At 59.4% G+C, this 14,343-nt stretch carries 14 protein-coding genes; 11 read left to right on the top strand and 3 right to left on the bottom strand.

The genetic code is table 11. From position 1 onward, the window contains the following. Window positions 1-112 precede the first annotated feature (112 nt). From rpsP to rplS, 4 genes are read left to right on the top strand one after another with little or no spacing between them, the layout of a single operon-like run. Window positions 113-364 (top strand): 30S ribosomal protein S16, encoded by a 252-nt coding sequence (rpsP, locus tag LAB08_RS24975; RefSeq protein WP_003198088.1) that lies wholly within the window; start codon window positions 113-115, stop codon window positions 362-364. Window positions 365-369: 5 nt separating this feature from the next. Continuing rightward, window positions 370-906 (top strand): ribosome maturation factor RimM, encoded by a 537-nt coding sequence (rimM, locus tag LAB08_RS24970; RefSeq protein ID WP_077046480.1) that lies wholly within the window; start codon window positions 370-372, stop codon window positions 904-906. Between the two features lie 2 nt (window positions 907-908). Beyond that, complete coding sequence (gene trmD / locus LAB08_RS24965; RefSeq protein ID WP_046820359.1) at window positions 909-1,661, top strand: tRNA (guanosine(37)-N1)-methyltransferase TrmD; 753 nt, start codon at window positions 909-911, stop codon at window positions 1,659-1,661. A gap of 45 nt (window positions 1,662-1,706) precedes the next feature. Beyond that, complete coding sequence (rplS, locus tag LAB08_RS24960) at window positions 1,707-2,057, top strand: 50S ribosomal protein L19 (RefSeq protein ID WP_003175895.1); 351 nt, start codon at window positions 1,707-1,709, stop codon at window positions 2,055-2,057. An 87-nt stretch (window positions 2,058-2,144) separates the two neighbouring features. Here rplS and LAB08_RS24955 read toward each other — a convergent pair whose 3' ends face one another. Beyond that, the gene (locus LAB08_RS24955; RefSeq protein ID WP_096509219.1) at window positions 2,145-3,953 is read right to left on the bottom strand and encodes a cation:proton antiporter; all 1,809 of its coding nucleotides are present in this window, start codon (window positions 3,951-3,953) and stop codon (window positions 2,145-2,147) included. Window positions 3,954-4,062: 109 nt separating this feature from the next. Here LAB08_RS24955 and xerD point away from each other — a divergent pair, with 109 nt between their 5' ends. The 5 genes from xerD to LAB08_RS24930 all read left to right on the top strand — a co-directional run bounded on the left by xerD (window position 4,063) and on the right by LAB08_RS24930 (window position 9,452). After that, window positions 4,063-4,959, top strand: coding sequence for a site-specific tyrosine recombinase XerD (gene xerD / locus LAB08_RS24950; protein ID WP_096509220.1), 897 nt, complete (start codon window positions 4,063-4,065; stop codon window positions 4,957-4,959). A 252-nt stretch (window positions 4,960-5,211) separates the two neighbouring features. Further along, window positions 5,212-5,943, top strand: a complete 732-nt coding sequence (gene dsbC / locus LAB08_RS24945; RefSeq protein ID WP_096509221.1) for a bifunctional protein-disulfide isomerase/oxidoreductase DsbC — start codon at window positions 5,212-5,214, stop codon at window positions 5,941-5,943. Between the two features lie 132 nt (window positions 5,944-6,075). After that, the gene (locus LAB08_RS24940) at window positions 6,076-7,380 is read left to right on the top strand and encodes a homoserine dehydrogenase (protein WP_096509222.1); all 1,305 of its coding nucleotides are present in this window, start codon (window positions 6,076-6,078) and stop codon (window positions 7,378-7,380) included. A 66-nt stretch (window positions 7,381-7,446) separates the two neighbouring features. After that, window positions 7,447-8,856 (top strand): threonine synthase, encoded by a 1,410-nt coding sequence (gene thrC / locus LAB08_RS24935; RefSeq protein WP_096509223.1) that lies wholly within the window; start codon window positions 7,447-7,449, stop codon window positions 8,854-8,856. A 308-nt stretch (window positions 8,857-9,164) separates the two neighbouring features. After that, the gene (locus LAB08_RS24930) at window positions 9,165-9,452 is read left to right on the top strand and encodes a DUF3509 domain-containing protein (RefSeq protein WP_096509224.1); all 288 of its coding nucleotides are present in this window, start codon (window positions 9,165-9,167) and stop codon (window positions 9,450-9,452) included. Window positions 9,453-9,622: 170 nt separating this feature from the next. Here LAB08_RS24930 and LAB08_RS24925 read toward each other — a convergent pair whose 3' ends face one another. Continuing rightward, window positions 9,623-10,591: a TIGR02285 family protein gene (locus tag LAB08_RS24925; protein ID WP_096509225.1), complete on the bottom strand. Its 969-nt coding sequence runs from the start codon at window positions 10,589-10,591 to the stop codon at window positions 9,623-9,625. Beyond that, a complete protein-coding gene (locus LAB08_RS24920; RefSeq protein WP_096509226.1) occupies window positions 10,545-11,744 on the bottom strand; it encodes a CaiB/BaiF CoA transferase family protein in 1,200 nt (399 codons plus the stop codon). Before LAB08_RS24920 ends, LAB08_RS24925 begins: the two co-directional genes overlap by 47 nt. Before the next feature lie 148 nt (window positions 11,745-11,892). Here LAB08_RS24920 and LAB08_RS24915 point away from each other — a divergent pair, with 148 nt between their 5' ends. Both LAB08_RS24915 and recJ read left to right on the top strand, forming a co-directional pair. Beyond that, window positions 11,893-12,435 carry a YaeQ family protein gene (locus LAB08_RS24915; protein WP_007971297.1) on the top strand — a complete coding sequence of 181 codons (543 nt, stop codon included), beginning with the start codon at window positions 11,893-11,895 and terminating at the stop codon, window positions 12,433-12,435. 66 nt (window positions 12,436-12,501) lie between these two features. Further along, on the top strand, window positions 12,502-14,211 hold the full coding sequence (gene recJ, locus LAB08_RS24910; protein WP_096509227.1) for a single-stranded-DNA-specific exonuclease RecJ: 1,710 nt from the start codon (window positions 12,502-12,504) through the stop codon (window positions 14,209-14,211). The last annotated feature ends 132 nt before the right edge of the window (window positions 14,212-14,343 follow it).

The raw sequence follows: 14,343 nt of genomic DNA, 5'->3' as shown, positions 1-14,343 counted from the left end.
GGAAAAAGTCATTTGCAAAAGTCCGGATATTCCTTAGAATATGCGGCCTTTCGGGCACCCATGCCCGCTGTGCCTTTAGATTTGCAGCACCGACTACAGGAACGATGTTCACATGCTAACAATCCGTCTTGCCCTTGGCGGCTCCAAAAAGCGCCCGTTTTACCACTTGACCGTAACCGACAGCCGCAACCCGCGCGACGGTTCGCACAAGGAACAGGTTGGTTTCTTCAACCCTGTTGCTCGTGGTCAGGAAGTCCGTCTGTCCGTGAACCAAGAGCGCGTTGCCTACTGGCTGAGCGTTGGTGCACAACCTTCTGAGCGCGTTGCTCAGTTGTTGAAGGAATCTGCTAAGGCTGCGGCCTGAGCAATATGAACGCGACGCCAGCTGTTGCTGATGATTTGATCGTTATCGGCAAAATTTACTCTGTTCACGGCGTTCGCGGCGAAGTGAAGGTGTATTCCTTTACTGATCCGATTAAAAACCTGCTGGACTACAAAACCTGGACGCTCAAGCGTGACGGTAATGTAAAGCAGGTAGAGCTGGTCAGCGGACGTGGGAACGACAAGTTCCTGGTCGCAAAGCTCAAGGGTCTCGATGATCGCGAAGAAGCTCGTCTTCTGGCCGGTTATGAGATCTGCGTGCCGCGCAACCTGTTCCCTGAACTGACCGACGGCGAGTACTACTGGTACCAGCTGGAAGGTCTCAAGGTCATCGACACCCTCGGGCAACTGTTCGGGAAGATCGATCACCTGCTGGAGACCGGCTCGAATGATGTAATGGTGGTCAAGCCTTGCGCTGGCAGCCTGGATGATCGCGAACGCCTGTTGCCCTATACGGAGCAATGCGTGTTGGCTGTCGACCTGGTCGCAGGCGAGATGAAGGTGGATTGGGATGCGGACTTCTAAGCGTGGCTAACTTGCGCGTAGAAGTGATCAGTTTGTTTCCCGAGATGTTCTCCGCCATCAGCGAGTACGGCATCACCAGTCGGGCGGTGAAACAGGGGCTCTTGCAGCTCACCTGTTGGAATCCGCGAGACTACACGACGGATCGACATCACACTGTGGATGATCGCCCATTTGGCGGTGGTCCGGGCATGGTGATGAAGATCAAGCCCCTGGAAGATGCTCTGGTTCAGGCCAAGGCAGTCGCCGGGGAGGGCGCGAAGGTGATTTACCTGTCGCCCCAAGGCCGCCAGCTGACTCAGTCGGCGGTACGCGAGTTGGCGAATCTGGATGCATTGATCCTGATTGCCGGCCGCTATGAAGGCATTGACGAGCGTTTTATTGATGCTCATGTCGATGAAGAGTGGTCGATTGGCGACTATGTACTGTCTGGCGGCGAGCTGCCGGCGATGGTCCTGATCGATGCGGTTACACGACTGCTGCCTGGAGCTTTAGGGCATGCGGACTCCGCCGAGGAAGATTCCTTTACGGATGGTTTGCTGGATTGCCCGCATTACACCCGACCGGAGGTGTATGCGGATCAGCGTGTTCCCGACGTATTGCTAAGTGGCAATCACGCGCACATCCGGCGTTGGCGTTTACAGCAGTCCCTTGGTCGGACCTATGAACGACGCGCCGATCTTCTGGAAAGCCGCTCGCTTTCTGGAGAAGAGAAGAAGCTGCTCGAGGAATACATCCGCGAGCGGGACGATAGTTAACAACGTATCGATGGTAGATCCGACGATTTACCTTAGGAGCACAGCATGACTAACAAAATCATCCTTGCACTCGAAGCAGAGCAGATGACCAAAGAGATCCCTACCTTTGCCCCGGGCGACACCATTGTCGTTCAGGTGAAAGTGAAGGAAGGCGACCGTTCGCGTCTGCAAGCGTTCGAAGGTGTTGTTATCGCCAAGCGTAACCGCGGCGTAAACAGTGCATTCACCGTTCGTAAAATCTCCAACGGTGTTGGCGTAGAACGTACTTTCCAGACCTACAGCCCGCAAATCGACAGCATGGCCGTTAAACGTCGCGGTGACGTACGTAAAGCCAAGCTGTACTACCTGCGTGACCTGTCTGGTAAAGCAGCTCGCATCAAGGAAAAACTGGCTTAAGTCCAGCTTCCCGATGCAGAAAAAAGCAGCCTACGGGCTGCTTTTTTGTTGCCCGCGATTTGTCCCGCCCCCTGTAGGAGCGTACCGTCAGGCACCACCGTTCTGGGGTTGAATCAACGCCAGCAACGTCCATCCCGCCCCAGGTTTGTGCGTGCTATCCGGCGTCACCACATGCACCCAGCCGTTGTTGTCACGCATGAACAGCAACGTCGCGCGAACACCATGCAGTGCCTGATAATCGTCCCAACCGAAGCCTTCCTTCAGTGTTGTGTTGTACAGCTCGGCACCCTGACTCAGTTGGCTGGCGAATTTCCCGTAGCTCAGCGCCTCGCTGCCCAGTTGATTGCCGCGATGCTCCAGGCTGGTTCGATGCTTGTCCGAGCGACGGCTTTCCTGGCCGCTGGCCAAACCGAACATTCGTTGATGGCCAAATTCGTGACGAAAGCGCATCAATGCCAGGGTGTTCATTTCGCCTGAAGGAGACAGTGCCAGCAAATGGCCAAGCCCCACCAGGTCCAGATGCGCGTCGGCATGTTGTGAAGCCGGATTACCAAAGTAGGTGGGCAACCCTTCCATGCGCGCCGCCCGGATATTTTCCCAGCTCGAGTCGGTCAGCAGCACCCGGATGCCCAAATGCTGCAACGCCTTGCCCAGTGTCCGTGCAGGGCCATTGGCGCCGATGATCAGAAAGCCGCTTGGCGCCGGTTCGGCAACGCTCAGCAGGCGCGCCAGTGGTCGCGCCGTGGCGCTTTGCAATACCACCGTACCGATGATCACTGCAAAGGTCAGGGGTACCAGCAGCAGCGCCCCTTGGTGCCCCGCCTCATCCAGGCGAATGGCGAAGATGGCCGATACCGCAGCCGCGACAATGCCGCGGGGCGCAATCCATGCCAGCAGTGCCCGCTCGCGCCAGCCCAGGCTGGAGCCGGCCGTGCACAGCAACACGTTGAGGGGGCGGGCAATGAACTGAATGATCAGAAGCAGAATCAGTACAAGCGGTCCGAGAGCGATCAAGGCATTCAGGTCCAGACGCGCTGCCAGCAAGATGAACAACCCGGAAATCAGCAGGACGCTGAGGTTTTCCTTGAAATGCAGGATATGCTGCACGTCCACGCCTTTCATGTTGGCCAGCCACATGCCCATCAATGTCACCGCCAGCAGGCCGGATTCATTCATCGTTTCGCTGGCCGCAATAAAGATACCCAGTACAGCCGCGAGCGAAGCCAGATTGTGCAGATACTCCGGCAGCCAATGCCGACGAATGATAGTGCCCAGTACCCAGCCGCCAAAAATGCCGAACAGGCTGCCGCACAGAATCACCCCGCCAAAGGTCAGCAGGCTTTGCGTCAGGCCGTTACCCTCGGCGCTGGCAATGATGAAGCTGTAGACCACCACCGCCAGCAGGGCGCCGATCGGGTCGATGACAATGCCTTCCCAGCGCAGGATGTTGGCAATCGATGCTTTCGGGCGCACGACTCGCAGCATTGGCACGATGACGGTCGGTCCGGTGACCAGGGTCAGGCTGCCGAACAAAGTGGCCAGCATCCAGTCGAACCCCAGCAACCAGTGAGTGGCCAGGGCGATGACCACCCAGGTCGAGAGGGCGCCCAGGGTGACCAGGCGACGAACCACGCTGCCAATCTCGCGCCATTCCGACAAATGCAGGGTCAGGCTGCCCTCGAACAGAATCAGCGCCACCGCCAGGGATACCAGTGGCATCAGCAAGGGACCGAACATTTCCTGTGGATCGAGCCAGTGCAAAACGGGACCCACCAGAATGCCGGTCAATAACAGAAACAGAATCGCCGGCAGCTTCAAGCGCCATGCCAGCCATTGGCAGCCCAGCGCTGCCGCACCTATACCGCCAAACGCCAACAAAATCTGCTGTTCGCTCATTGCCGTTCCCTGTTCCTTGAAATAGCGGGCTATGAAAGACTAGCGGCCGTTTCTACCGTTCACGTTGATTTTTAGCGCGCAGTATCAAAGCTGCGCGCCCTGAGTGCCCATGCCTGCCATCGATCATCCTTTGATAGACCAGTTCCTTGACGCCCTGTGGCTGGAGAAAGGTCTTTCCGACAATACCCGCGATGCCTATCGCAGTGACCTCGCGCTGTTCCACGGTTGGTTGCAGGAAAAAGGCCTGGAACTGGCCAGTGCGGGTCGGGAGTTGATCCTCGATCACCTGGCCTGGCGTGTGGAGCAAAACTACAAACCCCGTTCAACCGCGCGATTTCTCTCGGGTGTGCGGGGGTTCTATCGCTACTTGTTGCGAGAAAAGTTGATCGCTGTCGATCCCACCCTTCGCGTTGATATGCCGCAGCTTGGCAGGCCGTTGCCCAAGTCCTTGTCGGAAGCGGATGTCGAGGCCTTGCTGGCGGCACCGGATTTGAGCGAGGCGATCGGGCAGCGTGATCGGGCCATGCTTGAGGTGTTGTACGCCTGCGGTTTGCGGGTGACCGAGCTGATCAGCCTGACACTGGAGCAGGTCAACCTTCGCCAGGGCGTGCTGCGAGTGATGGGCAAGGGCAGCAAGGAGCGGCTGGTGCCGATGGGTGAGGAGGCGATTGTCTGGGTCGAGCGTTACCTGCGCGATGGCCGTGGCGAGCTGCTCGGCGGACGCCCCAGCGATGTGCTGTTTCCCAGCCAGCGCGGCGAGCAGATGACCCGCCAGACGTTCTGGCACCGGATCAAGCATCAGGCCAAGGTCGCGGGGATCGGCAAGTCGCTGTCGCCGCACACCTTGCGCCATGCCTTCGCCACGCACCTGCTCAATCACGGCGCCGACTTGCGGGTGGTGCAGATGCTGCTGGGGCACAGCGATCTGTCGACCACCCAGATCTACACCCATGTCGCCCGGGCGCGGTTGCAGGATCTGCACGCCAAACACCACCCGCGCGGTTGAATGGAGATCCTTATGGGAGCGAGCCTGCTCGCGAATGCGGTCTTTCATCCAAAACAGATGTTGACTGTCAGATCGCCTTCGCGAGCAGGCTCGCTCCCACAGAAAAGCACCACAAAGTGCCTTGTATCACCGGCATTCGGCCCCACGGGCCTTATGTGGTAGGCTTTGCCGGTTTGCACGATGGGCGGTTATGACCCGGTGTTCCGGTGTCGGCGTTCTGATCGTCCCATTTGTCCGCCTTCAGGAGTTCTCATGCGTCTGACCCAGATTTTCGCCGCCGCCGCCATTGCGTTGGTCAGCACCTTTGCCGTCGCCGATGACGCGGCTGACAAAGCCATTCGTAAAAGCCTGGAAAACCTCCAGCTCGAAGTGCCGGTAGAGTCCATCACCGCCAGCCCGCTGCCGGGCCTGTACGAAGTCAAGCTCAAGGGCAGCCGGGTGCTGTACGCCAGTGCCGACGGCCAGTACGTGGTTCAGGGCTATATGTTCCAGCTCAAGGACGGCAAACCGGTCAATCTGACCGAGAAGACCGAACGCCTGGGCATCTCCAAACTGATCAACGAGATTCCGGTCGCTGAAACCGTGGTGTATCCGGCCATTGGCGAAACCAAATCGCACATCACGGTGTTCACCGACACCACCTGCCCGTACTGCCACAAGTTGCACGCCGAAGTGCCCGAGCTGAACAAGCGCGGCATCGAAGTACGTTACGTGGCGTTCCCGCGTCAGGGCCTGGGCTCGCCGGGTGACGAACAACTGCAAGCGGTGTGGTGCTCCAAAGACAAGAAAGCGGCCATGGACCAGATGGTCGACGGCAAGGAAATCAAGGCCGCCAAGTGCGATAACCCGGTTTCCAAACAGTTTGCCCTCGGCCAGTCGATTGGCGTGAACGGCACACCGGCCATCGTTTTGGCTGACGGTCAGGTCATTCCGGGCTACCAGCCTGCGCCACAAGTCGCCAAACTGGCGCTGGGCGCGAAGTAAATTCGCATCGTCACGGCCAGCCTTGACGATCATGGTCCGGCAGCGACATCGCCGGGCCATTAATAGAGAGCCGCGAACCTGCGGCTGTTTTCACGGCCGGCCTCGAGTCGGCCGTTTTATGGGGAGTTCACAGTGAAACCGGTCAAAGTAGGCATCTGTGGGTTAGGGACCGTCGGTGGCGGTACCTTCAACGTACTTCAGCGCAACGCCGAGGAAATTGCTCGTCGTGCCGGGCGTGGAATCGAAGTGGCACAAATTGCCATTCGCACGCCAAAGCCTCAGTTCCAAACGACCGGTATTGCGATTACCAACGATGTCTTCGAAGTGGCCACGAACCCTGAGATCGACATCGTCATAGAGCTGATGGGCGGCTACACCGTTGCCCGCGAGCTGGTACTCAAGGCCATCGAGAATGGCAAGCATGTGGTCACCGCGAACAAGGCGCTCATCGCTGTTCACGGTAATGAAATTTTTGCCAAGGCACGCGAGAAGGGCGTGATCGTTGCGTTCGAAGCGGCCGTGGCCGGTGGCATACCGGTGATCAAGGCGATCCGTGAAGGTCTGTCAGCCAACCGCATCAACTGGGTCGCCGGCATCATCAACGGCACCGGCAACTTCATTCTCACGGAAATGCGCGAGAAAGGCCGGACCTTCGAAGACGTGCTGGCTGAAGCCCAGGCTCTGGGTTACGCCGAAGCCGATCCGACCTTCGACGTCGAAGGTATTGATGCGGCGCACAAGCTGACGATTCTGGCGTCCATCGCGTTCGGTATTCCGTTGCAGTTCGACAAGGCCTACACCGAAGGCATCACCAAACTGACCACCGCTGACGTGAACTACGCCGAAGCATTGGGCTACCGCATCAAGCACCTGGGCGTGGCGCGCAGCACCGCGACCGGTATCGAGTTGCGCGTACACCCGACGCTGATTCCGGCCGATCGCCTGATCGCCAACGTCAACGGCGTGATGAACGCAGTGATGGTCAACGGCGACGCCGCCGGTTCGACCCTGTTCTACGGCGCTGGCGCCGGCATGGAACCGACCGCTTCGTCGGTGATCGCCGACCTGGTGGACGTGGTTCGCGCCATGACTTCCGACCCGGAAAACCGCGTACCGCACCTGGCCTTCCAGCCGGATTCGCTGTCCGCCCATCCGATCCTGCCGATCGAAGCCTGCGAAAGCGCTTACTACCTGCGCATTCAGGCCAAGGATCACCCGGGCGTACTGGCCCAGGTGGCGAGCATCCTGTCGGAGCGTGGCATCAACATCGAGTCGATCATGCAGAAGGAAGTCGAGGAACACGACGGCCTGGTGCCAATGATCCTGCTGACCCATCGCGTGCTGGAGCAGCGCATCAATGATGCAATCGCCGCCCTGGAAGCGTTGGCGGGCGTGGTCGGTCCGGTTGTACGGATCCGCGTCGAGCATCTGAACTAAGCCGTTATCGTTCACCGGGCCCGCGTGCGGGCCCGGCTTTACGAACACTGTCCATTGGAGTCAGTCATGCGTTACATCAGTACCCGCGGCCAGGCACCGGCCCTGAATTTCGAAGACGTCCTGCTGGCTGGCCTTGCCACCGACGGCGGTTTGTACGTCCCGGAAAACCTGCCACGTTTCACCCAGGAAGAAATCGCTTCCTGGGCCGGCCTGCCGTATCACGAGCTGGCTTTCCGCGTCATGCGCCCGTTCGTCACCGGCAGCATTCCGGATGCCGATTTCAAAAAGATCCTTGAAGAAACCTACGGTGTGTTCGCCCACAGCGCCGTCGCGCCGCTGCGTCAGCTGAACGGCAACGAATGGGTTCTGGAGCTGTTCCACGGCCCGACCCTGGCGTTCAAGGACTTCGCCCTGCAACTGCTCGGTCGCCTGCTCGATTACGTGCTGGAAAAGCGCGGCGAGCGCGTGGTGATTGTCGGTGCCACTTCCGGTGATACCGGTTCGGCCGCCATCGAAGGCTGCAAGCACTGCGAAAACGTCGACATCTTCATCCTGCATCCGCACAACCGTGTGTCCGAAGTGCAGCGCCGGCAGATGACTACCATTTTCGGTGAGAACATCCACAACATCGCCATCGAAGGCAACTTCGATGACTGCCAGGAAATGGTCAAGGCGAGCTTCGCCGACCAGGGTTTCCTCAAGGGCACACGCCTGGTGGCGGTGAACTCGATCAACTGGGCGCGGATCATGGCCCAGATCGTTTATTACTTCCACGCGGCCCTGCAACTGGGCGGCCCGGCGCGTTCGGTGTCGTTCTCGGTGCCGACCGGCAACTTCGGCGACATCTTCGCCGGTTACCTGGCGCGCAACATGGGCCTGCCGATCAATCAGTTGATCGTCGCCACCAACCGCAATGACATCCTGCACCGCTTCATGAGCGGCAACCAGTACGTCAAGGAAACCCTGCACGCCACCCTGTCGCCATCCATGGACATCATGGTGTCGTCGAACTTCGAGCGCCTGCTGTTCGACCTGCACGGTCGCAATGGCGCGGCGATTGCCGGTCTGATGGACAGCTTCAAGCAGGGCGGTGGCTTCAGCGTCGAGCAGGAGCGCTGGACCGAAGCACGCAAGCTGTTCGACTCGCTGGCCGTGGATGATGCGCAAACCTGCGAGACCATCGCCGAAGTCTACGAGCAGACCGGTGAAGTGCTGGATCCGCACACCGCCATTGGCGTCAAGGCCGCACGCGAATGCCGCCGCAGCCTGGATATCCCGATGGTGATCCTCGGTACGGCCCATCCGGTCAAGTTCCCGGATGCCGTGGAAAAAGCAGGCGTAGGAAAAGCGCTGGAGCTCCCTGTGCATCTTGCCGATCTGTTCGAGCGCGACGAGCGTTGCACTGTGCTGCCGAACGACCTCAAAGCGGTGCAGGCTTTCGTCAGCCAGCACGGCAATCGCGGCAAAGCGCTTTAAGCTGCGATAGCTAAACATCGCGAGCAGCCTTGCAAACCCTGTGGGAGCGAGCCTGCTCGCGAAAGCAGTCTTTCATTCAAAAATGATGCTGACTGATTCACCGCCTTCGCGAGCAGGCTCGCTCCCACAAGGGCGGCTGCTCAGCGAACCCGACAAACGTGACACGACTGTTTTTTCCCTGTCATCTTTGCCATGCATGCTCAATCAACCAGAGACGCAGCTTTCAGAACTTTCTTCTCGGGCCGGCGGTCATTTACTGTAGACACGCCCCAGGCACTTCGTTTTCGGACTATTGAGTGGTGATCGAGATGGAAAGTATCAGTCTCTTGCTCGGTGAGGCTCTGAGCCCGTACCAGGTGACATTGACCCCGTCAGGCCTTCAGGGTGAATGTCGGGTGACATTGAAGAACGCGACCGGTGTGGTGGTGGTCGATCGGGAGTTCAATCGGGCGCAGTTGACCGACAAGCGTTCGCTGACCGATGTGGTCGATGGCTTGCATCGCGACGTGCTGATCGCGGAAGGACGCCTGGAACCCTGTGTCATCGCGGCCTTGCGCAATGCCGCGCAAGGCAAGCAACTGGCCAGCCGAAATTGAAGTGTCATTTGTGGGAACCTTCCTGCAGCCAGATCAGTCAGACCCTTTAACAGCAGGATCAAGCATTGTGCTCCGGTGCTTGTAGCTTGCTGCTACGGGTCTTTAGGTAGACCACGTTTAACCCCGAGTCGTCTCCCCACTTCTCGGGGTTTCTTTTTGCCTGGAATGTGTCAATTCCCGGCCTGCTGCTCGAAAAACTCCCTGGAGGCCTCAAGGTACGCGCTACGACTTTCCGGATCGAGCCAGGCGGCATAGGCTTCGCTCAGGTGATCGCGGGGCAGGGTGCGCAGCAACCGGTTGATCTCGATGATTGCCTGCCGGCCTTGGGGTGTGTCGGTGCAGCCGATGTAGCCGGACAGGTATTTGCCCGTGCCGCGAATCGGGTAGAACCGCAATTCATCCTCCGCGATGCCTTGCTGCTGGGCCTGGTAGCGGATTTCCGGGCGATAACCCAGCAGCAACTGCAAGCGCCCCAGCCGTTGCATCTGCAACAGGCTGCCCAAGGCATCGCTGCCATAGTGGCGTGTCAGGGTCTTGGGGGAAGCCTGCGTGAGCAGCGTGTCGAGGTACTCGCCATAGTTGCGCTCGGCGACGATTCCCAGCGTCACGCTACCGGTGGCCAGCAGGGTCGCCAGGTCCACTTCTCCGTCCTTGATGAAAGGCGCCAATACTTCGCGATCGACCCGCCGCACGGCCAGGCCGTTGCTCATGGCGCGAAACACCGGAATGGAGAACGCGATCCAGGTTTCGCGTTCCTTGCTCCAGTTCAGCGCCGCATCGCAGGTGAGGGAAGGTTCATGGAGCATTTGCAAGCCGCGCGCACGATTGACCTTCATCACACTGTGCTGGTACTGAGGCATGCCGGCGATCAGCTCCGTCAACAGTTCATCGATGACTCCCTGGCCCTTTTTCGGACCTTCGAAAATGAACAGCGGCGGCAGATCGCGCTTGAGCCAGATGAGCGTGTCCTTGGGGTGCGCCCACGTCTGGGGCGCCAGTGCGAAGATCAGAAACAAACCCAGCCAAGTGCACAGCGCCCGTCCGTTGCCTGACAGGCAGCATTTGATGGATCGCGCCATCGGACGCTTTAGCTCAGATGGCTCCGTCTTTGCGTAGCTGAGTGATCTGCGACGCGTCATAGCCAAGTCCCTGGAGTACCTGGGCATTGTGTTCACCCAGTTGCGGCCCGACCCATTCACAATCACCGGGTGTCTCAGAGAGTTTCGGCACGATTCCCGGCATCTTGAAGTCTTTGCCATCGGGGAGTTTGGCCTGCAGGAACATTTCCCGGGCGAGGTATTGCGGATCGCTGAACATGTCTTCGGCACTGAAGATCCGGCTGGCCGGCACGTCGGCCTTGTTCAGGTGTTCAAGGACCGTGTCCAGCGGCAGCGAGTTGACCCAGCGATCGATGACCCCGTAGAGCTCATCGCGACGGCTGTCACGGCCATCATTGCTGGCCAGCACCGGGTCATTGGCCAGGTCTTCGCGGCCAATGATCAGCATGAAGCGCTTGAAGATGGCATCGCCATTGGCGCCGATCTGCACATGTTTGCCGTCGGCGCTGGTGTGGATCGAAGAAGGCGTGATGCCGGGCATGATGTTGCCGGTGCGTTCACGGATGAACCCGAATACATCGAACTCCGGGACCATGCTTTCCATCATGGCGAAGATCGCTTCATACAGCGCCACGTCCACCATCTGCCCCTGGCCGCCATTGACCTCGCGGTGACGCAGGGCCATCAACGCACCGATCACACCCCAGAGCGCGGCGATCGAATCGCCAATCGAAATGCCGGTGCGCACCGGTGGTCGGTCTTCGAATCCGGTGATGTAGCGCAGGCCACCCATGGATTCACCGACCGCGCCAAACCCCGGCTGATCTTTCATCGGACCGGTCTGGCCGAAGCCCGAGAGCCGCACCATCACCAGTTTCGGGTTCAGTGCATGCAAGACATCCCAACCCAGGCCGAGTTTTTCCAGGACGCCCGGGCGGAAATTCTCGATCAGGATATCCGCCTCACTCAGCAGTTGTTTCAGAATCGCCAGGCCGTCCGGATGCTTCAGGTTCAGGGTCAGGGACTTTTTGTTGCGCGCCTGCACAAACCACCAAAGCGAAGTGCCTTCATACAACTTGCGCCATTTGCGCAGCGGATCGCCACCGTCCGGGGATTCGATCTTGATCACCTCGGCCCCGAATTCAGCGCAGATGCGCGAGGCGAACGGGCCGGCAATCAAAGTGCCCAACTCAATGACTTTCAGACCTGAGAGCGGTTTGGCAGTGAACGGCATACGGGATCCTGTAGGAAGAGAGGTTGAGCGATTACAGACTTTTAACATAGCCGACTGTCAGCCGCTCACGGTAGATCGCCATCAATTCGATGATTGCCTGTCGCATCGGTTAGACTTGCTGCCTTTCCACGTATCAAGAAGCCCGTTCATGGCCCAGCCGTCCACGACCTACAAGTTTGAACTGAACCTCACCGACCTCGACCGCAGCGTCTACGAGAGCGTCAAGCAGACCATCGCCCGTCACCCTTCGGAAACCGAAGAGCGTATGACCGTGCGCCTGCTGGCCTACGCCCTCTGGTACAACGAGCAGCTGTCTTTTGGCCGTGGCCTGTCAGAAGTGGATGAACCAGCCTTGTGGGAAAAAAGCCTGGATGACCGTGTCCTGCACTGGATCGAAGTCGGCCAGCCGGATGCCGAGCGCCTGACGTGGTGTTCCCGTCGTACCGAACGCACCAGCCTCCTGGCCTATGGCAGCCTGCGTGTCTGGGAAGGCAAAGTGGTCCCGGCGGTGAAAAATCTGAAAAACGTCAACATTGCCGCAGTGCCCCAGGAAGTCCTGGAAACCCTGGCCAAAGACATGCCCCGCGTCATCAAGTGGGACGTGATGATCAGTGAAGGGACGATTTTCGTCACCGACGACCGTGGTCAGCACGAAGTCCAGTTGCAGTGGCTGGCCGGCGAACGCGGCTAATCATTCGCCGCCAGGCCGCGTCATCCGGATTTATCCTACGTATTGAAGAGAAGCTCCTGTCACCCCATGCGCATCGAACCTCGCCTGCTGCCCGATACCCTGCCATTCCTCGGTGATATTCCACCTCTGTTGACCCGCCTGTACGCGGCGCGGGGCGTGCAGTCCGAAGCCGAACTGGACAAAAGCCTGGCGCGGTTGATTCCGTACCAGCAGCTCAAGGGCATCGATGCCGCGGTGGATTTGCTGGTGATCGCGCTGGAGCAACGGCAGCGAATCCTGATCGTCGGCGATTTCGATGCCGACGGCGCCACGGCCAGTACCGTGGGGACGCTGGGCTTGCGTCTGCTGGGCGCTGCGCATGTCGACTACCTGGTGCCCAACCGATTCGACTACGGCTACGGCCTGACGCCGGAAATCGTCGCGGTGGCGCTGGAGCGCCAGCCACACTTGTTGATTACCGTGGATAACGGCATTTCCAGCGTCGAAGGCGTAGCGGCGGCGAAAAAGGCCGGGCTCAACGTGTTGGTCACCGATCACCACTTGCCCGGTGATGAACTGCCTTTGGCCGATGCCATCGTCAATCCGAACCAGCCCGGTTGCGCATTTCCGAGCAAGGCGCTGGCCGGTGTCGGGGTGATTTTCTATGTACTGATGGCCTTGCGCGCGCGCTTGCGCAGCCTGGGTTGGTACGAAAGCAAGCCGCAGCCGAATATCGGTGAATTACTTGATCTGGTGGCCCTGGGGAGCGTGGCCGACGTGGTGCCGCTGGATGCCAACAACCGTATTTTGGTGCATCAGGGCCTGGAGCGGATTCGCGCCGGACGTGCCCGACCTGGCATCAAGGCGATTCTCGAAGTGGCCAAGCGTGACCATGCGCGCATCACCTCGACCGATCTGGGGTTCATTGTCGGCCCGCGCCTGAACGCGGCGGGGCGTCTGGATGACATGAGCCTGGGCATCGAATGCCTGCTCACCGAAGATGCCGGCCTGGCCCGGGAAATGGCCGCGCAGCTGGACGGCATGAACCAGGACCGCAAATCCATCGAGCAGGGCATGCAGCGTGAAGCCCTCGCTCAGCTCAAGGACTTGCCGGTGGAATCGATGCCGTTCGGTTTGTGCCTGTTCGATCCCGAGTGGCACCAAGGTGTCATCGGTATCCTGGCGTCGCGTATGAAAGAGCGATATTTCCGTCCGACCATCGCCTTTGCCGATGCCGGAGACGGCCTGCTCAAGGGCTCGGGGCGTTCAGTCCAGGGCTTTCATATTCGCGATGCCCTGAGCGTGGTGGCGGCGCAGCATCCGAACCTGATCACCAAGTACGGTGGCCATGCCATGGCCGCCGGCCTGACGCTGCCGGAAGCGAACTTTCCCTTGTTCGCCGAAGCCTTTGATGCCGAAGTGCGTCGCCAAATGCGCGAAGAAGACCTGACCGGGCGCCTGCTCTCGGACGGTACTTTGGCGGTCGAGGAGTTTCACCTGGAACTGGCCCGTGCACTGCGCCATGCCGGCCCCTGGGGGCAGCACTTCCCGGAACCGCTGTTTCACGGGGTGTTTCAACTGGTCGAGCAGCGCGTGGTCGGCGAACGGCACCTGAAGGTGGTGCTCAGAAGTGAGTGCGGCTCGGTCAAGCTCGATGGCATCGCTTTTGGTATCGACCGCGATATCTGGCCGAATCCGACCATCAAATGGGTGGAATTGGCCTACAAGCTCGACGTCAACGAGTTTCGTGGCAATGAGACCGTCCAACTGATGATTGCCCACATAGAACCGCGTTGATCCCTTCGCGAGCAGGCTCGCTCCCACAGGATTTACGCGAACCCTGTGGGAGCGAGCCTGCTCGCGAATGCAATTTCCCAGGCACCGAATCCTTCGCAACCCTGCACTGTTCCTTGATGTCGGCTAGGCTCT

It is taken from the genome of Pseudomonas izuensis (assembly GCF_002356535.2).
Lineage (GTDB): Bacteria > Pseudomonadota > Gammaproteobacteria > Pseudomonadales > Pseudomonadaceae > Aquipseudomonas > Aquipseudomonas izuensis.
Note: the sequence above shows the minus strand (reverse complement) of the source record. Positions and strands in the feature narration are given on the sequence as shown.

What these genes read in the sequence shown, in the direction of transcription:
- LAB08_RS24955 (WP_096509219.1), bottom strand. Translation starts at nt 3,953, where the DNA reads ATGAGCGAACAGCAGATTTTGTTGGCGTTTGGCGGTATAGGTGCGGCA.
- rpsP (WP_003198088.1), top strand. Translation starts at nt 113, where the DNA reads ATGCTAACAATCCGTCTTGCCCTTGGCGGCTCCAAAAAGCGCCCGTTT.
- LAB08_RS24930 (WP_096509224.1), top strand. Translation starts at nt 9,165, where the DNA reads ATGGAAAGTATCAGTCTCTTGCTCGGTGAGGCTCTGAGCCCGTACCAG.
- LAB08_RS24915 (WP_007971297.1), top strand. Translation starts at nt 11,893, where the DNA reads ATGGCCCAGCCGTCCACGACCTACAAGTTTGAACTGAACCTCACCGAC.
- thrC (WP_096509223.1), top strand. Translation starts at nt 7,447, where the DNA reads ATGCGTTACATCAGTACCCGCGGCCAGGCACCGGCCCTGAATTTCGAA.
- xerD (WP_096509220.1), top strand. Translation starts at nt 4,063, where the DNA reads ATGCCTGCCATCGATCATCCTTTGATAGACCAGTTCCTTGACGCCCTG.
- recJ (WP_096509227.1), top strand. Translation starts at nt 12,502, where the DNA reads ATGCGCATCGAACCTCGCCTGCTGCCCGATACCCTGCCATTCCTCGGT.
- LAB08_RS24925 (WP_096509225.1), bottom strand. Translation starts at nt 10,591, where the DNA reads ATGACGCGTCGCAGATCACTCAGCTACGCAAAGACGGAGCCATCTGAG.
- rplS (WP_003175895.1), top strand. Translation starts at nt 1,707, where the DNA reads ATGACTAACAAAATCATCCTTGCACTCGAAGCAGAGCAGATGACCAAA.
- LAB08_RS24920 (WP_096509226.1), bottom strand. Translation starts at nt 11,744, where the DNA reads ATGCCGTTCACTGCCAAACCGCTCTCAGGTCTGAAAGTCATTGAGTTG.
- dsbC (WP_096509221.1), top strand. Translation starts at nt 5,212, where the DNA reads ATGCGTCTGACCCAGATTTTCGCCGCCGCCGCCATTGCGTTGGTCAGC.
- rimM (WP_077046480.1), top strand. Translation starts at nt 370, where the DNA reads ATGAACGCGACGCCAGCTGTTGCTGATGATTTGATCGTTATCGGCAAA.